Source organism: Streptococcus suis (genome assembly GCF_029616525.1).
GTDB classification, from domain to species: Bacteria; Bacillota; Bacilli; order Lactobacillales; family Streptococcaceae; genus Streptococcus; species Streptococcus suis_AF.
The window spans coordinates 46,288-65,711 of the sequence record NZ_JANFME010000007.1 but is presented as its reverse complement, the minus strand read 5'-3'; the positions used below and the strand labels follow the sequence as shown (position 1 = coordinate 65,711).

The following is a 19,424-nucleotide window of genomic DNA, read 5'->3' as shown; positions in this document are numbered from 1 at the left end:
AAACGGGACTTTTAATCCCGTTTTGTTTTTTCCTTGATCCATTGACTGACGTTGGACAGGGTTTTGCTTTGCTCTGCCTTGCGTTTTTGTTCGTGGACAAAATCTGCAAAGCTTTGCTTGACGCCGTCCTTTTGGACCTTGTCCTGCAAATCATGCCATTTCTTTTTAAGGTTGCTGGAAGTCCGTTCGTAGTAGTCTTCAAGGATTTCTTCCTTGGACTTGTAATTGCGGTAGAAGGCATTGCGTGACACACCAGCTTTTCGGACCAATTCAGATACCGAAATTTGCTTGAGCTCCTTTTTCTCTAGGAGAAATAGTAGAGCAGTTTCTATTGATTCCTTAGTCAGTTGATTCGCTTCTTTATTTGATTGATAGAGGTTTTTCAAAGATTGGGGTGAAATTTTACGACCTGCCATAGTTTTCCTTTTCCGAGTGTCACATCTGAAAGAAAATGCTTTCAGATGGGGTAGTTTAATGATATAATTGTAAGTAAATAGAGATTTATTGTCAAATAAAAAAGTAAAATTGGAAATGAGAATATTATGACAAAATGGAAAATTGTTGCAGATTCGGGCTGCGACTATCGTCAATTAGCTAATCTAGCTCCGGACACTGAATTTATTAGTGTGCCACTTACCATCCAAGTTGGAGAACAAGCATTTGTTGATGATGCAAGCTTGGATATTGATCACATGATGAAGGTGATGGAAGCATCTAAGTCTGCAGCGGGGTCTGCGTGTCCAAGTCCGCAGGCTTATCAGGCAGCTTTTGAGGGAGCTGAGAACATTATCGTTGTGACGATTACAGGAGGGCTATCGGGTAGTTTTAATGCGGCACGTGTAGCTAGGGATATGTATATCGAAGAGCATCCGAATGTCAATATCCATTTGATAGATAGTTTGTCAGCCAGTGGGGAAATGGATTTACTTGTTGACGAAATCAATCGCTTAATTGGTGCAGGATTAGATTTTCCACAAGTAGTAGAAGCGATAACTCACTATCGGGAACACAGTAAGCTCCTATTTGTTTTAGCGAAGGTTGATAATCTTGTTAAGAATGGAAGACTGAGCAAATTGGTAGGCACTGTCGTTGGTCTTCTCAATATCCGTATGGTTGGTGAGGCAAGCGCTGAAGGAAAATTAGAGTTGCTTCAAAAGGCGCGTGGTCATAAGAAATCTGTGACAGCAGCCTTTGAAGAAATGAAAAAAGCAGGCTATGATGGAGGTCGAATTGTCATGGCCCACCGTAACAATGCTAAGTTCTTCCAACAATTCTCAGAGTTGGTAAAAGCAAGTTTTCCAACGGCTGTTATTGACGAAGTTGCAACATCAGGTCTATGCAGTTTTTATGCTGAAGAAGGTGGACTTTTGATGGGCTATGAAGTGAAAGTGTGATTCACAGAGTAACAATTTTAGGATGTAATTTCCACTATAGAATAATCCCCCTCGTCTTTTAAGTTCGAGGGGGATTGTTTGCATGAGGCTATTAGATTTCATTCAAATATCTTACGAATTGCTTCAGTTTATCTGCAAAATCTTGTTCAAAGAAGATCTGTAAGAAATCAGCTTTCTGTCCGCTGAAATAATAACACTTTTCAAACATGTGTTGGATGCTAGGTGAAAGAATCCCCTTGCTTAGCTGAAAGGTCACGCTCCCTTTGGAAATTCGATACGGGATGTTCAAAGCGTATTTCTCTAAACAATCTTTTATTTTATTCCATTGAGCGTGATAAATGTGATGAAGATGCTGTGTGTTCCGTGCAAACATACCGTTATCAATGTAGAGCGAGAGAGCTTTTTGCATGATAAGATTGGTATCGTAGTCGATTAGACTCTTATGTTTGATGAAGGTATCACGTAGCTGATTAGGAAGGCTGATTGCACCGATTCGGAGGGCAGGAAAGAGTGTCGGTGTAAAAGATTTTATGTAGATGACACGATTATCTGTATCAAGATAGTGTAAAGGTAGGCTATGACTAGAGTCGAAATCCGCCAAATAGTCATCCTCAATGATGTAGACATTGTATTGCTTTGCTAATTTTACGATGGCTGTTTTTGTTGCTATATCATAAGTTGAACCGAGAGGGTTGTGCAAGCGAGGAATTGTGTAGAAAAACTTAATTTTTCCAGTCTGGAAGATACTTTCCAATTCTTCTAGGTCAATTCCATCTAAATCCCGTTCAATTGTTTGATAGGGGATTCCTTGATGTCGAATGAGCTCTATCATTCGTGAATAGGTAGGGTTCTCTATCAAGATTTCCGTTTTTCCAGCCAAGGTTTCCATTTGTGTGAGAATATATAGAGCTTGTTGACTACCTGCTGTGATAACCAGTTGGTCTTTTTTTGTATAGACATGATAGTCCATTAACAGACTTTGAACGGAGGAAATCAATTCTGCCAATCCCTCTTGCTGGTGATAGTAGTTGAATAGGTAATTTTCCCGCCCAATAAGACTTTCGTTTAGACAAATCCGAAAATCTTCATAGGGCAATTCTTGAAAGTCTGCAGGATTGAGCTCTACAGTATGGTCTTGGAAATCTCTATCTTCTAAGATATAATAACCGCTTTTTTCGACAGCGTAGATCTTATTTTGGTATTTTAATTCCAACATAGCCTTTTGGACAGTGTCTTTGCTACAATGATATTGCTCGCTGAGTTGACGGATAGAAGGTAATTTCTCTCCACGTTTGAATCGATGTTCCTCTATTCCAGTCAAAATATCTTGGATGATAACTTGATATTTTTTCATCTAGCCCCCCTTTTTTATAGACTATGTTACTAGCTAGTATATAGGAAAAGTTGCAGAAAGACAATATATGAATAATGGGGTTGAGGTTCAGGAATTAAGCTACTATATGGTATAATTAAGTGATGAAAATAATTATACCTAATGCAAAAGAAGTAAATACAAATCTAGAGAATGCCTCGTTTTATCCCCTGCCTGATCGAAGTAAGCCGGTGCTGGATGCCATAAGTCAATTTGATGTGAAAAAGATGGCTGCCTTTTATAAATTGACTGAAGAAAAGGCTGAGTTAGAAGCTGACCGTTGGTATCGAATCAAGACAGGTCAAGCAAAAACCTATCCAGCCTGGCAGTTATATGATGGTCTTATGTATCGTTATATGGATAGGCGAGATATAGATTCGAAAGAAGAAAATTATCTACGTGACCATGTTCGTGTTGCGACAGCCTTATACGGATTGATTCATCCTTTTGAATTCATTTCACCTCACCGCTTAGATTTTCAAGGGAGCTTAAAGATAGGCAATCAATCTTTGAAACAGTATTGGCGACCGTATTATGACCAAGAAGTTGGTGATGATGAACTGATTCTCTCACTGGCTTCGTCAGAATTTGAGCAGGTGTTTTCTCCACAGATTCATAAAAGATTCGTTAAAATTCTTTTCATGGAAGAAAAAGCAGGTCAGCTAAAAGTTCACTCGACTATATCAAAAAAAGGCAGAGGAAGATTGCTGTCCTGGTTGGCTAAGAACAATATTCAGAAATTATCGGACATTCAAGATTTTAGGGTGGATGGCTTTGAATATTGTGCTTCCGAATCAACGGCAAACCAACTTACCTTCATACGATCAATCAAAATGTGAAATTATGAACAAGATAACGTTTTCCAGCACTAATGGAGGGTAGTAAAATATTAATTTCTATGATATAATGGGTAAGTTATAAGTAAAGGAAGGTTGTTTATGAAACAGAGAAGCGGACGAAGTAAGTCGTCCAAGCTCAAATTGGTAAATTTTGCGCTTTTGGGACTTTATGCCATTACTCTATGTTTGTTCTTAGTGACCATGTATCGCTATAACATCCTAGATTTCCGGTATTTAAACTATATTGTGACGCTTTTGCTAGTAGGAGTGGCAGTATTGGCTGGAATATTGATGTGGCGTAAGAAAGCGCGCATATTTACAGCGCTCTTACTTGTTTTTTCACTGGTCATCACGTCTGTTGGAATCTATGGAATGCAAGAAGTTGTAAAATTTTCAACACGACTAAATTCAAATTCGACATTTTCAGAATATGAAATGAGCATCCTTGTCCCAGCAAATAGTGATATTACGGACGTTCGTCAGCTTACTAGTATTCTTGCTCCAGCCGAATATGACCAAGAGAACATCACCGCTTTATTGGATGACATATCCAAAATGGAATCTACTCAACTAGCAACTAGCCCCACAACCTCTTACCTGACAGCATATCAATCTATGTTGAGTGGCGAGAGTCAAGCGATGGTCTTCAACGGAGTTTTTACCAATATTTTAGAAAATGAAGATCCAGACTTTTCTTCAAAAGTGAAAAAAATATATAGTTTCAAAGTGACTCAGACTGTTGAATCAGCTACTGAGCAGGTGAGTGGAGACAGTTTTAATATCTATATAAGTGGTATAGATACTTACGGTCCAATTTCATCTGTTTCGCGTTCAGATGTCAATATCATTATGACAGTCAATCGTGCTACCCATAAGATATTGTTGACAACGACACCACGAGATTCTTATGTAGCTATTGCAGATGGTGGACAAAATCAATATGACAAGTTAACACATGCTGGTATCTACGGTGTAAATGCCTCTGTCCATACCTTAGAAAATCTCTATGGAATTGACATTAGCAATTATGTGCGGCTGAATTTCACTTCCTTCCTTCAATTAATCGACTTGGTGGGTGGAATTGATGTATATAACGACCAAGAATTTACAAGTTTACATGGGAATTACCATTTCCCTGTTGGACAAGTTCATTTAAACTCAGAGCAAGCGCTAGGTTTTGTTCGGGAACGTTATTCACTTGAGGGAGGGGATAATGATCGCGGTCAAAACCAAGAAAAAGTCATAGCAGCCCTCATAAAAAAATTGAGTTCACCAGATAATCTAGCGAATTATCAAGCTATTCTAACTGGTTTGGAAGGATCTATCCAAACAGATTTGAGCTTAGAAACAATCATGGGCTTGGTAAATACCCAATTAGAATCAGGAACACAATTTACAGTAGAGTCACAAGCATTGACAGGAACAGGACGCTCAGATTTATCTTCTTATGCGATGCCTGGATCACAACTTTATATGATGGAAATTAACCAAGATAGTCTGGAGCAAGCAAAGGTAGCGATTCAGTCAGTATTGGATGGAAATTAAAAAAATAGGAGAAAACATGAATAATCAAGAAGTGAATACAATCGAAATTGATGTATTGTCATTGTTAAAAACATTGTGGAGAAAGAAGTTTCTCATTATTATGACAGCTCTTATGGGAGCAGGGATTGCCTTTGTTTACAGTAGTTTCTTAGTAACTCCTCAGTTCGACTCGACGACCCGTATCTATGTAGTGAGTCAAAATGTTGAAGCCGGTGCGGGATTAACAAATCAGGATTTACAAGCTGGTTCTTATTTGGTAAAAGACTATAAGGAAATTATCCTGTCCCAAGATGTATTGTCTAGAGTAAAGTCGGAACTGAACATAACTGATGATCTATCTGAAAAGATTACAGTAGACATTCCTATTGATACACGTATCGTTTCTATCACTGTTCGCGATGCGGATCCAAATGAAGCTGCTCGTATCGCCAATAGCTTGCGCGCTATTGCAGCCCAAAAAATTATCGAAGTGACAAAGGTTAGTGATGTTACAACCTTGGAAGAAGCGGTTCCTGCAGAGGAACCCTCTACACCAAGAACAACACGTAATATCGCAATCGGCCTTTTGGCAGGAGGCATGCTTGCCGTAGGTTTGGTACTCATCTTTGAAGTATTAGATGATCGGGTAAGACGTCCTCAAGACATTGAGGAAGTAATGGGCTTGACCTTACTTGGTGTGGTTCCAGATTCGAAGAAATTGAAATAGGAGTGAGATATGGCGACATTAGAAATTGCACGTACGAAAAAAGAATTAGTAAATAAGACAGAAGAGTACTTTAATGCTATTCGGACCAACATTCAGTTGAGTGGTTCGGATATCAAGGTGGTTGGGATTACTTCTGTACGGTCAAACGAAGGAAAGAGTACGACAGCAGCCAGCCTTGCTATGGCCTACGCACGTACAGGATATAAGACTGTGTTGGTAGACTCTGATATCCGTAACTCGGTTATGTCAGGTTTCTTCAAACCAACAACAAAGATTACAGGTTTGACGGATTACCTATCAGGTACGACAGATTTGTCACAAGGTCTGTGTGATACGGATGTACCAAACTTGACCGTGATTGAGTCTGGCAAGGTTTCTCCAAACCCTACAGCCCTATTACAAAGCAAGAACTTTGAAAATCTCTTGGCAACTCTTCGTCGTTACTATGATTATGTCATTGTCGATTGCCCGCCACTTGGTATTGTTATTGACGCAGCAATCATCGCTCAAAAATGTGATGCAATGGTTGCAGTGGTGGAAGCAGGAACAGTAAAACGTTCTGCTGTTAAGAAGATAAAAGACCAACTGGATCAGACAGGGACACCATTCTTAGGTGTAATCTTAAATAAATACGATATTACAACTGAGAAATATGGTGATTATGGTAACTATGGTAACTATGGCAAAAAAGCATAGTTACCTTAGCTTTTATTATGCTAACTTTAAAATAGGTGTAAGATGATTGATATTCATTCACATATAATTTTCGGTGTTGATGATGGTCCAAAAAGCATTGAGGAAAGTTTAGAATTAATCGGAATAGCTAGAAAACAAGGTGTTCGCATCATCGTTGCGACATCTCACAGACGAAAGGGGATGTTTGAGACACCAGAAAAGGTTATCATGGCTAATTTCATAAAATTAAAAGAAGCTGTAAATGAGATCTATCCAGAACTAAAACTCTGTTTTGGTGGGGAACTCTACTATAGTAAAAGCTTGATGGAAAAGTTGGAAAAAAGAAAAGTTCCAACTATTAACAATTCGAGATACATACTATTAGAGTTTAGTATGAATACGCCTTGGAAGGATATTCAAAAAGCGGTTAATGAAGTGAGTCTGTTAGGCTTGACACCTCTTATAGCTCACATTGAAAGATATGATGCCTTGGCCTTTAATGCTGAACGAGTAGAAGAACTTATAGAGAAAGGCTGTTTCACTCAGGTAAATAGCAGCCATGTATTAAAGCCTAGTTTAATTGGTGATCGCTCCAAGGAGTTTAAGAAACGTGTAGAGTTTTTCCTTGAAAATGATTTGGTTCACTGTGTGGCAAGTGATATGCATAATACCACAAGTCGTCCACCATACATGAGTGCTGCCTATAAAATAGTCAAAGAAGAATATGGAGAGGACAGAGCTAAGGCTTTGTTTAAGAAAAATCCTCTGATGATATTGAAAAATCAAGTACAGTAACCTCATAGAAATAGTGGAGGAGATATGAGTAATGAATTAGGGTATCGTCAAGCAAAATTGGCGTTTTATGATATGATTGCAGTTTTGATTGCTGCTCTTCTTACGAGTCAGATTCCAGAAGCAGATTTGAATCGTTCTGGCATATTAATCATTGTAATGGTTCACTACTTTGCATTTTTTATTTCCCGAATGCCAGTTGATTTTGAATATAGAGGATATTTAAAAGAATTTGAGAAGACGATAAACTATAGTTTGATTTTTGCAATTTTTCTAACAGCTGTTTCTTTTATGTTGGAAAGTAATTTTGAATTTTCCAGAAGAGGGGTTGTTTACTTTACCCTAATAAATTTTGGAATTGTTTATCTTTTAAATTGTGTTATTAAGCAATTTAAAGATAACTTTCTTTTTTCAACAACTTACCAAAGAAAGACTGTTCTAATTACGACAGCAGAACGATGGAAAAATATGCAGAGTTTATTTGAATCCGATAAGCTGTTTCAAAAAAATCTAGTCGCTTTAGTCGTTCTCGGATCAAAAGTTGAAAATTTAGATCTCTCAATACCATTATATGATTCCGTCGAAGAAGCTGTTGAGTTTTCGACAAGAGAAGTGGTCGATCATGTCTTTATCAATTTACCGAGTGAGTATTTTGATTTGAAACATTTGGTTTCGGAGTTTGAATTATTAGGTATTGATGTCAGTGTAGATATTAATTCATTCGGCTTCAAAGCTTTGAAAAATAAGAAGATCCAACTATTGGGTGACCATAGTATTGTTACTTTTTCAACAAATTTTTACAAACCCAGTCATATCATGATGAAGCGACTTTTAGATATTCTAGGTGCAATCGTAGGATTGTTAATCTGCGGATTAGCATCAATTGTATTGGTCCCAATCATCCGACGTGATGGTGGCCCAGCAATCTTTGTTCAAAAACGTGTTGGAAAAAATGGAAGGATATTCAAGTTTTATAAATTCCGTTCGATGTATATCGATGCTGAAGAACGTAAACAAGAACTGATGGATCAAAATCAGATGCAAGGTGGTATGTTTAAATTGGATAATGACCCACGGATTACTCCTATCGGGCATTTCATTAGAAAAACAAGTTTAGATGAACTACCTCAATTCTACAATGTTTTAATCGGTGATATGAGCTTGGTAGGCACTCGTCCACCAACTGTTGATGAATTTGAAAAATATTCACCAAGCCAAAAACGAAGACTTAGCTTTAAACCAGGGATTACAGGTTTATGGCAAGTAAGTGGTCGCAGTAATATCACAGATTTTGATGAGGTTGTAAAACTTGATGTTGAATACATTGATAACTGGAATATCTGGTCCGATATCAAAATCTTGTTAAGAACGTTTCAAGTAGTGATTAAGAGAGAAGGAAGTAAGTAATAATATTTATGAAAGTTTGTCTAGTAGGATCCTCTGGAGGTCATTTAAACCACTTATTTTTATTAAAGCCATTTTGGAGTTTTGAAGACCGATTTTGGGTGACATTTAATAAAGAAGATGCGAGAAGTATATTGAAAAATGAGAAAATGTACTCGTGTTATTTTCCAACCAATAGAAATTTATTAAATTTAATACGAAATACTTTTTTAGCATTTAAAATTTTAAGGAAAGAGAAACCGGATGTAATTATCTCGTCCGGGGCAGCTGTAGCGGTTCCGTTTTTTTACATTGGAAAAATATTGGGTGCTAAAACTGTATATATAGAAGTTTTTGATAGAATTGATAAACCAACTGTAACTGGAAGATTAGTATATCCTGTAACTGATAAATTTATTGTACAGTGGGAAGAAATGAAAAAAGTCTATCCAAAATCTAAAAATCTAGGGAGTATTTTTTAATGATTTTTGTTACTGTAGGAACTCATGAGCAGTCATTTAATAGACTAATTGAGGAAGTTGATGCACTAAAAAAAAATGGTATTATTACAGAAAGAGTATTTATTCAAACGGGATTTTCAACGTATGAACCTAAATATTGTGACTGGAAAAACATTATTTCATATACTGAAATGGAATCATATATGGATGTGGCCAATGTAATTATTTCACATGGGGGACCAGCAACATTTATGGGCGCAATTGCAAGAGGTAAAAAACCAATTGTTGTTCCAAGAAATGTAAAATATGGAGAACACGTAAATAATCACCAACTTGAATTTGCTAAACAAGTTTTAAATCGATTCGATAGTATTTATCTTGTGGAAGAAATAAATGATCTAAAAAAATTTCTACAAAAGGATTATTCATTTTTGGAAAATTCAACTTCCAATAATGAAAAATTTAATATTAATTTTAGAAAAGAGATTTTTGATTTGTTTAAGTAAGTTTTTTGATAATAACATATTTTTTTAGATGGATTAATTATGAATGATAAAAAAGCAAAAGTAATAATATGGATAATGAAGTATGGTAAGCGTCATTTAAGCAAAAATACTTTATTTCATAATTTAAATTACCTTATTTATAAACTTTTGAACTCAATAATTGTTTTAGGATTTTTTGGTTCAGAAATACATTCTTCAAGAAGTATTAGCGATAACATAATTTTATTCCATCCTTATGGAATTGTTATTAGTGCTGATGCAAAAATCGGAGATGGAGTAATTATCCGACAGCAAGTAACAATTGGAAATAAAGGTTTAGGAGGCATTGGTGACAAATCACCTACTATTGAAGAAAATGTAGAGATTGGTGCGGGTGCTAAGATTATTGGAGATATTACAATCGGTGCAGGTTCAAAAATAGGAGCTAATGCGGTAGTTACAAAAAGCTTTCCAGCAAATTCAATTTTAGTGGGAGTACCTGCAGTCAATATAGCGAATAAATCTAAAACTTGAAAAAGTCTATTTCTGATTTTAGTAGGAGAGAGTTATGGTAGGAGTGTCAATAATAATTCCAATTTATAACGTGGAAGATTATTTGATTCAATGTTTAGAGAGTATAGTTAATCAAACTTATACGAATATTAATGTTATTTTAGTCAACGATGGTTCAACGGATTCAAGTGGAGAAATTTGTGAGATGTATGCAAATAAATTTGATTTTATTACAGCATACCATAAGGAAAACGGTGGTTTAATTTCCGCTTGGAAATATGGATTGTCACATGTAACAACGGATATTATTTCATTTGTTGATCCAGATGATTGGATAAATGAAACATATTATGAAGTCTTAGTGAATAAATTTTTAGAATTCGATGCTGATATTATTACAAGTAGGGTTATGATGGATTTTGGAGCATCTCAAGAAGAAATCCAATATAAAATACACAATGGTTTATTTGTAGGTAAGATACTAGACGAAAATATTAAATCTGTTTTTCTCTCTCAGGGTGGCTTTATGGATAGGGTTATTCCAGTCACTAGATGGGCAAAGTTGATTAAAAAAGATTTAATTGAGAATAATTTAAAGTATCTAAATGAAAAAATAACCTATGGTGAGGATTTAAATATAATTTTACCTGCTATTTTAGATTCTAAAAGAGTTTATATTCACAATGAGGGAAACGCTACATATTATTATAGAGTGAGAAAAGATTCAATGCAGCACTCATATGACAGAAATAAGCTTTTTAGTGTGAACGAGGTTTATTCGTCACTAATGAATATCGCACTAGAAAAGAATAGGAATGAGTTAAGAACACAAATTTTGACAGATTATATTTGTGCCTGTGTACAGTGTTATAAGAATGAATTAAATAATTTAAATTATGTAGTATCCATAGAAAATTTAAAAATATTGAATAAAAATAGCTTCTTCACGGAAGGCTATTCTGTAGTTAAAAGTAATAAATTTGGATTATTGAATAGATTGATAGTTATTTCGCTGAAGTATGACAATACTTTTTATTCTAAGATGCTTTATAATATTTTAGTTTTGTCTAAAAAATTTAAATAATCATTATTTTATAAATAATTGATTAAAATATTTTTGTTGTAGGAATGGAAATAAAAATGAAATTAAAAATTCCGAATACTAGTAGTGTAAGCTTTTGGCTGATAGCTAGTTTACTTATTTCATTTGCTTTAGAAGTATTAGTACAAATGAAAGTCATAAGAGATGTCCCAATTCTAAAGATGGGTCAATATCTATTATTATTGTTCCCAATTTCATTGGCTTTTTTGCAAGTGATTTTTCAAAGATATAATCGAGAGAATAGTATTGAGCAAATTCCAAATTTAAAATTTAAAAATGAACTTAAATTAGGATTACTTTTAGGATTAATTTTTTTGGTATTAACCTTGTTACGTTCTTATAGTGAAGGAATTTTTAGTGCAAATTCAATATTAGAGGTTTTTCAAATTACTTTTCCTTTTATTTTTTCATTTGTTATTGTGAATTTCGTAAGTCAAAAAGGTATAACTAATTTTATGAAATTTTCACTCATAATTGTGTTGATAGGTTTGTTGTTTGATGAAAGAGAGAATCTAGTAGTAATCAGTAATTATTTAAAGATTTCTATATTTGATTCTTATTCACCGTTTGAAAATAACACATTTCCACAATTTGCAGCACCGTTAGGGGTATATTTTGTGTATCATATGAGAAAGTATCCGTTTATGGCCGCGCTTGCACTAATTGTCAATTTTTTAATTTTTAAGCGCGTATTACTTTTGATGGTTATTGTACTTTTTATTTTTAGATTCTTCCATTTAGATAAGAGATTCTGGAAATTAGGAAGATATACAAAAACATATGCAACATTGTGGTTCTGTATAATTTTACTAACATATCACATGTACCTTCCGGAAAATAGAGTTTACTATGAGCAACTGTTAGATGTTAATTTTGCTCGTTTTACTGTTGGAAGAATTTATCGATTTTGGTATGTTAATGAACAGGGCTTCCAATCTTATGGGTTAGGTTCGACTAGGGAATTTTTATTTCAAAAAAATCTTTCCTATGTAGGTTATGATTTCGAGATGGATTTTATAAAGACATTCTTTGAAATAGGCCCAATTGCTGTAGCTTCATATGTTTTTGTAATGTTAAAATCATGTGGTAAGAATATATATGCTGTTTTAGCAGTTCAGTTATATTTCTTGAATTATTTAATGGCTAATGGAATGTATCAATATTGGTCTGTATCATTATTGTTGCTTTCAATTGCTTGTATTAGCAATGATGAAGAAAATTTAAAATATAAACAATATATGGACAAAAAGATTGTGAAATTTAGAATTGTATAGGTATGGATATATGGGGATTGGTTTAGGAATTAAATCAAAATATAAATGGTATATATTTGGAAATATTTTTCGAATATTTCAAATAAATAAAAAAAAAATTGTAGTTGATAATTTTTTAGGTAGAGGATATGGTGATAATCCTAAATACATTGTTGATGAGTTGTTAAAACTTGATAGTAAATTAGATATTGTTTGGGTAGTAAATAATAAAACAGATACTTCATTATTTCCAAAAGGGATTAGAACGGTTAAGTATGGTTCGATAAAATCAATTTATGAGTGGATGACTGCCAAAATTTGGATAGATAATGTGAAACAATACTATAAATTGAAAAGAAAAGGACAATATTATCTCCAAACATGGCATGGAGGTGTATCTTTAAAACGAGTGGAAAAAGCTGTAGAAGATAGCTTAGATATTGGCTATGTAAATGCCTCAAAAATAGATTCAACAATTATTGATGCTATGATTTCTAATAGCAATTGGCAAACCAATGATTATAAGACAAATTTTTGGTACAATGGTCCAATTTTTGAATTTGGATTACCAAGAAATGATATTTTTTTCCACAATACTGAAATAATTTCGAAAAAAGTAAAAGATTTTTTTGAAGTTCCTGAAGAATATAAAATAATACTTTTTGCCCCTACATTAAGAAATCATAAGAATACGTTCGAACAAAAAGAAATCTTTACAATAGATAGTGAAAGACTAATCAAGTCATGTGAAAAAAAATTTAAAAATAAATATGTATTAATTAATCGATTTCATCCAGGGGTCGCTGATCACATTAATATAGTACAATCAGAGTTTAATAAAGATGGGAATTTTTATTCGGATATGCAAGAGTTACTAGTTGCTTCGGATGTTTTGATTACAGATTTTTCAAGCAGTATATTTGACTTTGTTCTGAAAAGTAATAAAGTATTTCTGTTTGCGAAGGACTATGATGATTATATAAATAAAGAAAGAGGCTTAAATTTCGATTTAAAAAAAGATTTGAAGTTCAATTTTGCTAATAGTCAGGATGAACTAATTTACAATATTTTAAATTTTAATGAAGAAATTGCTAGCAATAATATCGAAGAAATGAAAGTGTTTCTTGGTATGTGCGATGATGGTAATGCATCTTTAAGAATAGCAGAACATATAATGAATATTATCAATGAAAGTTGAATTTATGGCTTATTTTTTATTTGTCTTTAAGAAAGATGAAAAAATATAAATTAATACTTGTAGTAGAAATGGAGTAGGAAATGAAACGCGTAATTACATATGGAACATTTGATTTATTGCATTATGGGCATATTAACCTTTTGAAGAGAGCAAAAGCTTTAGGAGACTATTTAGTTGTTGTAATTTCATCAGATGAATTTAACTGGAATGAAAAGCAAAAAAAATGTTATTTTTCTTACGAGCAAAGAAAAGCTTTGGTTGAGGCTGTTCGATATGTTGATTTAGTAATATCTGAGGATAGCTGGGATCAAAAAAAATCCGATGTACACGAGTATCATATTGATACTTTTGTTATGGGTGATGACTGGGAAGGAAAGTTTGATTTTTTAAAAGATGAAGGCGTGGAAGTTATATATTTACCAAGAACACCCGAGATTTCAACAACTCAGATAAAAAATGAGCTCAAGCAATAGTCATGTAAAAAAATTAATTGTTTAAATTGGTAGTGTGTTTCCATAATTTTTAAAAATAGTGTGAATTAAAAAGTAAGTGCAAAAGAAGGTATAAATTGGAAAATAATCTACATAGTTCAATTGGGAAAATAAGTATCATTTTACCCATATATAATGCTGAAAAATATATACATAATACGATAAATTGTATATTGAATCAAACTTATTCAAATTGGGAACTTATTGCGATAAATGATGGAAGTGTTGATGCAACTTATGAAATATTGAAATCTTTTGCTCAGAATGATCATAGAATAGTATTGATAAATAAGGAAAATGGAGGTGCAAGTCAGGCACGAAATATTGGATTATTAAAAGCAACAGGAGAATTTATTGCTTTTATTGATGATGATGATTATGTTGATCCAGATTTCTTAAATAAGCTAGTAGACGCAATTACTGAGTTTAATGCTGATATTGCGATGTGTAATATTATTCAAAATGATGGGTCATTAGAGTACAATTGGGAAAAAATTGAATTTTTTAAAGGAAATGAACAAATTTTTGACGAATATGCAAGAGAAGGAATTTGTAATAGAATTTGGAACAAATTATATCGTCGAGAAGTTGTCGAAGGTATTTATTTTGCAAATGATCGACCTATAGGAGAGGATTCATTATGGACTCCTCAAGTTATGGAGAGAGCTTCATCGTTAGTAAGAATTCCAAAAGGTTACTATCAATATATTATTCGACAGAATAGTTTGATGCATGGTGGTCGACCGGATAATATGGCGCGATTGGAATTTCTCGCAAATGCATTTTTGGGTATGTTAATAATTTTAAAGTTTGCAAATGACCAAGAAGGTCGTTCAAAAAAACTCAAAGTTTCAATTTCATTGTGCATTCAAGCAGTTACAAGAAATTTAGATTTACATTATTTTGAGACTGATAGAATTATTCAAAGTTTTATTAAGCAAAATCCAGATATTTATGATTACTGTTCAACAAATGCAGAAAAATTGGTAATTTCTGCAATAGAGGATGGAAAAAGATTTTCTGATATTGTAAATAATTATAGAAAATTTGTGTTTTTTAAAGGAACATTTTCTGAAAAAAAAGAATTATTTATTCGTAGTTTAAAAGAGATATTAAAGAAATTAATGAAATGAAATTCCTTATAATAAATGAAGTTTAATCAGTTGATATTCATTTTTTTGAAGCGTTGGATCAAGATATAGATAATTTGAATTAGGAAGGAATTTGTTTTAGATATGAAGAAGAAATCATTAGCATTAAATGCATCACTAAATGTTTTAAGAAATATTTTAAATTTAATATTTCCACTAATCACTTTTCCATATGTGACAAGAGTTTTAGATGTTGAAGGAATTGGAGAATATAATTTTGCAAATTCAATTGTTAGTTATTTTTTGTTGATTGCGGGTCTTGGAATTTATAAGTATGGTATTCGAGAGGGGGCAAAATTCAGAAATGATAAAATTAAAATTAGTGAATTTGCAAGTGAAGTATTCTCATTAAATCTAATTTCAACTATTTTAGCATACATCCTTCTATTTCTGACTATCATGTTTTCAAATCAAGTGAGTCAGTATTATGTGACAGTCTTAATATTTAGTTTACAAATTTTCTTTACAACTATTGGTGTTGAGTGGATTTTTTCTATGTATGAAGAATACGTCTATATTACTATCAGAAGTATACTATTTAAAATTGTATCGATGTTGCTCCTGTTTTTGTTAGTAAAAGATAGTAATGATGTTGGAATGTATTCAGCAATAACAGTTTTTTCATCTGTAGGTTCAAATATTCTAAATTATTTTAAAGCAAAACAAATGGTCATCCTTAGATTTGTTTTTAATAATAAGTTAAAAAAGCATTTAAGACCTATATTAATTTTATTTGCTTCAAGTATAGCTGTACAAATTTATATTAATTCGGGTATTACAATTTTAGGTTTTATGAAGGATACTTATACAGTTGGATTATACTCGGTTTCATCAAAGATTTACTCAATTGTAAAAAATGGATTAGCGGCAATGTTACTTGTTACTGTTCCAAGACTTTCAATGTTTTGGGGAAATGGTTTGAAAGATAAATATGTTGCCCTATTCAAAGATATTTATCATAGCTTGCTAATTATTATGATTCCAACTATGGTTGGTTTATTCATGCTTAGTAAAGAAATAATTTTGATAATCTCAGGAAATGAATATATTTCAGCAGTACCTTCACTAAGAATTCTGTGTTTTGCCTTATTATGCTCTATAATATCCTGGGTGTTTAATGATGGAATATTAATTCCTACAAAGCGTGAGAAATTCGCGTTATATTCGACACTTATTAGTGCTATAGTAAACATTTTAGTTAGTTTTGCTTTAGTGGATCTACTGGCTCAGGATGCTGTTGCAATTGCGGTATTAGTAGCAGAGTTTGTGGGGATGTTATTAAATATATATTGGTCACGTGATATTATTAGATTCAAAGATATATTTGAATTACATATTGGATCATATATTGGTTGCATACTTATTGCGATTGAGTGTTACTTGGTTTCTAAGTATATTTATGGAACTATAAATATTTTAGTAATTGCAGTCGTAGTTTCAGTTTTTACATATGCGATGTTACTTTTTATTTTTAAAGATCGTTTTATCATGAGTGTTAAAAAGTATATTAATAAGAGTTAATCCTAAGTGATAAAATTATTATAATTTTGTGAGGTTTTAGTTTGGAGAAAAAGATACTTTTAATAAGTACTGTACCTTTAGCAAGTAATGGAATTTCTACGTTTGTAATTGAAAGTTCAAAAATTCTTTCTGGATTTGGAAATGATGTAACAATCTTAACAATTAATAGTGTAGATGAAAAAAGAAGAAAAGAAATAATTGATAACAATGTTAATTTATTAGAGGGATATAATCGACAAAATATATTGGAGTACTTTTTTAAAGTGGTTCAATTAATAAAAAAAGATAAGTATGATTTGGTTCATGTGCATGGAAATAGTAACACAATGTCTATTGAATTGTTTGCAGCAAAATTTGCAGGCTGCAAGGTACGAATTGCACACAGTCATAATACTAAAACTAACCATTCTAAGCTTCATAAAATCTTAGCACCCTTATTTAGAAGTTCGATTACTGGTCGTTTTGCATGCGGCATGGCAGCCGGTCGCTGGTTGTACCAGGAACAAGATTTTTATGTAATAAATAATGGAGTTGAATTTTCAAAGTATGGTTTTAATAAATCAATTCGAGATTCAATTAGGGAAGAGCTTAATTTAAAAGAAGTTGACATTTTATTAGGACATATTGGTGGATTTAACTATCAAAAGAATCAGGAGTTTTTACTAGACATTCTGCCGTTATTAGATGAACGGTTTAAATTGATTTTTTTAGGTGATGGAGAGTATTTTGATACTGTACAAAGGAAATCTCATGAATTAGGACTTTCAGATAGAGTATTTTTTAAAGGAAGTGTAAATGATGTTACTAGTTTCTTGAATGCACTAGATATTTTTGTACTACCGTCTAGGTTTGAAGGATTACCATTTTCTTTAATTGAAGCAAAGTCTGCAGGCCTACCATGCTTAATATCAGATAGAATTTCTAAAGAAGCTAATTTAGCTGAGGGAATTTATTTTTTAAGTATTGACGACATATTGCTTTGGAAGAATTCAATACTTAAGATCTCTTCAAAACCTATTAATAGAGAACTTGCTTCAGAGATCGCAATTAGGGAATTAACTGAACAGGGATACAGTTTACAAAATAATATTATTTTTATGAACGAAGTTTATAACAAATTAATATTAGAAAAAAAGTCCATTAATTATTCTTAAAGTTATTTATGTGATGTATAGGATTGTATAAACGATTTATGTAAACATTAATAAAAAAGCGATTATTAATAAGACGGAGTCGCTAAAAATGAGTTTTATAAACCAAAGTGTTTATTAACTCAAAGATATTGAAGGAGCTAATTCATGAATATTTTCGATGAAAGGTACTTAGATGAATTCACCCAAAATGATTTTTATAAGCTATCTACTAAAAAATACTTATTAAAGAAACAATTAGAGGTGAAAGTGATTGATAATGGAGTAGTGCTTCCACCAAAATCTAATGACTCTAAAATTGTTGATAAATTTAACAACTCGAATTTACTAATTGGAAAAGGTGGAATAGTTGATGCCCGAGGGCGATACTTAAATATTTCATCCCAAAAGGCAGAAGGAATGAAAGACCGTGTTGTAGGTGCTTATAATTTTGATGAGTCAGAACTACGAATAAGTGAAGAAAAGGTAATATATTTAAATTATTTTATAAAACAATGGGGTCATTTTTTATTGGATGTAGTTGGTCGACTATGGTATCCATTACAACAAGATAGCGAAACCAAAATAGCTTATACTTGTTTCTCAGGTGAGGATTCAAAGATTGAGGGAAACTATTTAGAGTTCTTCAATTTGTTAGGAATCGATGAGTCAAGGTTGTTATTGGTAAATAAACCAACCCAATTCAAGCAAGTTATTGTCCCTGAAAGTTCCATTCTGCCTGGAAGTTATTATACGAGTGAATATAAAGAAATTTTTAATAAACTTGTGAGAAATGTTAAGGGGAGAAAACCAGAGTTAAAAAACAGGAAAATATACTGTTCTCGATCTAAGTTACAAGTAGCTAAGAATAAGGAATTTGGTGAATCAAAGATTGAAAAAATATTTCTTAATAATGGCTATTCACCGATTTACCCTGAAACTATGACATTATCTGATCAAATTAAAGCATTAAGATCTGCGGATGTTGTTGTAATGAGCAGTGGATCATTGGCCCATAATTTATTATTTATTGATCGTGAAATTGAAGTTTTTATTTTAAATAAGACATATAGAATGAATTTACACCAATTTTTAATAAATGAGATTTCGGAAGCAAAGGTTAAATTTGTGGATTTTTATATTGCACCATTACCAGTATTGTATGGTTATGGTCCATTTTTGATGGATATAACTAAGTCTCTAAGGAATTTTTTTGATGATAATAATTTTTTATATAGTCCAACTTCTATTTTAACATCACATGACTATAGAAATTTTTATAAAAAGTGGTTGTGGTTTTACAAAAAACATATAATAAAGTTTAGTCCAATACGTGAAGGTGACAATGAATTTGAAAAGAGTTTGAAAGAGCTGAGACGTAACTATAAGCTGAGTAAGAAAGATTCGAGATAG

General features: G+C 32.6%; 20 protein-coding genes. 18 read left to right on the top strand and 2 right to left on the bottom strand.

What is annotated here, in order from left to right; translation table 11 throughout:
- Positions 1-11: 11 nt before the first annotated feature.
- Positions 12-416 carry a TetR/AcrR family transcriptional regulator gene (locus NOL38_RS10470; protein ID WP_014638266.1) on the bottom strand — a complete coding sequence of 135 codons (405 nt, stop codon included), beginning with the start codon at positions 414-416 and terminating at the stop codon, positions 12-14.
- A 126-nt stretch (positions 417-542) separates the two neighbouring features.
- Here NOL38_RS10470 and NOL38_RS04535 point away from each other — a divergent pair, with 126 nt between their 5' ends.
- A complete protein-coding gene (locus NOL38_RS04535; RefSeq protein ID WP_277941504.1) occupies positions 543-1,394 on the top strand; it encodes a DegV family protein in 852 nt (283 codons plus the stop codon).
- Positions 1,395-1,485: 91 nt separating this feature from the next.
- Here NOL38_RS04535 and NOL38_RS04530 read toward each other — a convergent pair whose 3' ends face one another.
- The gene (locus NOL38_RS04530) at positions 1,486-2,748 is read right to left on the bottom strand and encodes an aminotransferase-like domain-containing protein (protein ID WP_277941503.1); all 1,263 of its coding nucleotides are present in this window, start codon (positions 2,746-2,748) and stop codon (positions 1,486-1,488) included.
- A 122-nt stretch (positions 2,749-2,870) separates the two neighbouring features.
- Between NOL38_RS04530 and yaaA the strand changes: the two genes are divergently transcribed.
- The 17 genes from yaaA to NOL38_RS04445 all read left to right on the top strand — a co-directional run bounded on the left by yaaA (position 2,871) and on the right by NOL38_RS04445 (position 19,424).
- The gene (gene yaaA / locus NOL38_RS04525) at positions 2,871-3,605 is read left to right on the top strand and encodes a peroxide stress protein YaaA (RefSeq protein ID WP_277941502.1); all 735 of its coding nucleotides are present in this window, start codon (positions 2,871-2,873) and stop codon (positions 3,603-3,605) included.
- Between the two features lie 99 nt (positions 3,606-3,704).
- Entirely contained in the window at positions 3,705-5,150 is a 1,446-nt protein-coding gene (gene cpsA / locus NOL38_RS04520) for an LCP family glycopolymer transferase CpsA (RefSeq protein WP_277941501.1), read from the top strand.
- A 16-nt stretch (positions 5,151-5,166) separates the two neighbouring features.
- Positions 5,167-5,856 (top strand): YveK family protein, encoded by a 690-nt coding sequence (locus NOL38_RS04515; protein WP_277941500.1) that lies wholly within the window; start codon positions 5,167-5,169, stop codon positions 5,854-5,856.
- A gap of 9 nt (positions 5,857-5,865) precedes the next feature.
- Positions 5,866-6,552, top strand: coding sequence for a tyrosine-protein kinase (locus NOL38_RS04510; protein WP_277941499.1), 687 nt, complete (start codon positions 5,866-5,868; stop codon positions 6,550-6,552).
- 42 nt (positions 6,553-6,594) lie between these two features.
- Positions 6,595-7,326 (top strand): CpsB/CapC family capsule biosynthesis tyrosine phosphatase, encoded by a 732-nt coding sequence (locus NOL38_RS04505; protein WP_277941498.1) that lies wholly within the window; start codon positions 6,595-6,597, stop codon positions 7,324-7,326.
- 24 nt (positions 7,327-7,350) lie between these two features.
- Positions 7,351-8,730, top strand: coding sequence for a sugar transferase (locus NOL38_RS04500; RefSeq protein ID WP_277941497.1), 1,380 nt, complete (start codon positions 7,351-7,353; stop codon positions 8,728-8,730).
- Between the two features lie 8 nt (positions 8,731-8,738).
- Entirely contained in the window at positions 8,739-9,188 is a 450-nt protein-coding gene (pssD, locus tag NOL38_RS04495; RefSeq protein WP_277941496.1) for a PssD/Cps14F family polysaccharide biosynthesis glycosyltransferase, read from the top strand.
- On the top strand, positions 9,188-9,673 hold the full coding sequence (locus tag NOL38_RS04490) for a glycosyltransferase (protein ID WP_277941495.1): 486 nt from the start codon (positions 9,188-9,190) through the stop codon (positions 9,671-9,673). The genes pssD and NOL38_RS04490 overlap by 1 nt, the downstream gene beginning before the upstream one ends.
- 39 nt (positions 9,674-9,712) lie before the next feature.
- Positions 9,713-10,186, top strand: coding sequence for a serine acetyltransferase (locus tag NOL38_RS04485; RefSeq protein WP_277941494.1), 474 nt, complete (start codon positions 9,713-9,715; stop codon positions 10,184-10,186).
- Positions 10,187-10,220: 34 nt separating this feature from the next.
- Positions 10,221-11,249: a glycosyltransferase family 2 protein gene (locus NOL38_RS04480; RefSeq protein WP_277941493.1), complete on the top strand. Its 1,029-nt coding sequence runs from the start codon at positions 10,221-10,223 to the stop codon at positions 11,247-11,249.
- Positions 11,250-11,305: 56 nt separating this feature from the next.
- A complete protein-coding gene (locus tag NOL38_RS04475) occupies positions 11,306-12,541 on the top strand; it encodes a hypothetical protein (protein WP_277941492.1) in 1,236 nt (411 codons plus the stop codon).
- Positions 12,542-12,551: 10 nt separating this feature from the next.
- Positions 12,552-13,718: a CDP-glycerol glycerophosphotransferase family protein gene (locus NOL38_RS04470; protein WP_277941491.1), complete on the top strand. Its 1,167-nt coding sequence runs from the start codon at positions 12,552-12,554 to the stop codon at positions 13,716-13,718.
- An 80-nt stretch (positions 13,719-13,798) separates the two neighbouring features.
- Entirely contained in the window at positions 13,799-14,191 is a 393-nt protein-coding gene (tagD, locus tag NOL38_RS04465) for a glycerol-3-phosphate cytidylyltransferase (protein WP_277941490.1), read from the top strand.
- Between the two features lie 95 nt (positions 14,192-14,286).
- Positions 14,287-15,342, top strand: a complete 1,056-nt coding sequence (locus NOL38_RS04460) for a glycosyltransferase family 2 protein (protein WP_277941489.1) — start codon at positions 14,287-14,289, stop codon at positions 15,340-15,342.
- Positions 15,343-15,444: 102 nt separating this feature from the next.
- Positions 15,445-16,881, top strand: a complete 1,437-nt coding sequence (locus NOL38_RS04455; protein WP_277941488.1) for a flippase — start codon at positions 15,445-15,447, stop codon at positions 16,879-16,881.
- Between the two features lie 41 nt (positions 16,882-16,922).
- Positions 16,923-18,035 (top strand): glycosyltransferase, encoded by a 1,113-nt coding sequence (locus NOL38_RS04450; protein WP_277941487.1) that lies wholly within the window; start codon positions 16,923-16,925, stop codon positions 18,033-18,035.
- A gap of 144 nt (positions 18,036-18,179) precedes the next feature.
- On the top strand, positions 18,180-19,424 hold the full coding sequence (locus NOL38_RS04445) for a glycosyltransferase 61 family protein (protein WP_277941486.1): 1,245 nt from the start codon (positions 18,180-18,182) through the stop codon (positions 19,422-19,424).

Coding starts and splice junctions, on each gene's coding strand:
- yaaA (WP_277941502.1), top strand. CDS start 2,871: ATGAAAATAATTATACCTAATGCAAAAGAAGTAAATACAAATCTAGAG.
- NOL38_RS04445 (WP_277941486.1), top strand. CDS start 18,180: ATGAATATTTTCGATGAAAGGTACTTAGATGAATTCACCCAAAATGAT.
- NOL38_RS04515 (WP_277941500.1), top strand. CDS start 5,167: ATGAATAATCAAGAAGTGAATACAATCGAAATTGATGTATTGTCATTG.
- NOL38_RS04470 (WP_277941491.1), top strand. CDS start 12,552: ATGGGGATTGGTTTAGGAATTAAATCAAAATATAAATGGTATATATTT.
- NOL38_RS04510 (WP_277941499.1), top strand. CDS start 5,866: ATGGCGACATTAGAAATTGCACGTACGAAAAAAGAATTAGTAAATAAG.
- pssD (WP_277941496.1), top strand. CDS start 8,739: ATGAAAGTTTGTCTAGTAGGATCCTCTGGAGGTCATTTAAACCACTTA.
- NOL38_RS04535 (WP_277941504.1), top strand. CDS start 543: ATGACAAAATGGAAAATTGTTGCAGATTCGGGCTGCGACTATCGTCAA.
- tagD (WP_277941490.1), top strand. CDS start 13,799: ATGAAACGCGTAATTACATATGGAACATTTGATTTATTGCATTATGGG.
- NOL38_RS04500 (WP_277941497.1), top strand. CDS start 7,351: ATGAGTAATGAATTAGGGTATCGTCAAGCAAAATTGGCGTTTTATGAT.
- NOL38_RS10470 (WP_014638266.1), bottom strand. CDS start 416: ATGGCAGGTCGTAAAATTTCACCCCAATCTTTGAAAAACCTCTATCAA.
- NOL38_RS04455 (WP_277941488.1), top strand. CDS start 15,445: ATGAAGAAGAAATCATTAGCATTAAATGCATCACTAAATGTTTTAAGA.
- NOL38_RS04485 (WP_277941494.1), top strand. CDS start 9,713: ATGAATGATAAAAAAGCAAAAGTAATAATATGGATAATGAAGTATGGT.
- NOL38_RS04505 (WP_277941498.1), top strand. CDS start 6,595: ATGATTGATATTCATTCACATATAATTTTCGGTGTTGATGATGGTCCA.
- cpsA (WP_277941501.1), top strand. CDS start 3,705: ATGAAACAGAGAAGCGGACGAAGTAAGTCGTCCAAGCTCAAATTGGTA.
- NOL38_RS04530 (WP_277941503.1), bottom strand. CDS start 2,748: ATGAAAAAATATCAAGTTATCATCCAAGATATTTTGACTGGAATAGAG.
- NOL38_RS04475 (WP_277941492.1), top strand. CDS start 11,306: ATGAAATTAAAAATTCCGAATACTAGTAGTGTAAGCTTTTGGCTGATA.
- NOL38_RS04480 (WP_277941493.1), top strand. CDS start 10,221: ATGGTAGGAGTGTCAATAATAATTCCAATTTATAACGTGGAAGATTAT.
- NOL38_RS04490 (WP_277941495.1), top strand. CDS start 9,188: ATGATTTTTGTTACTGTAGGAACTCATGAGCAGTCATTTAATAGACTA.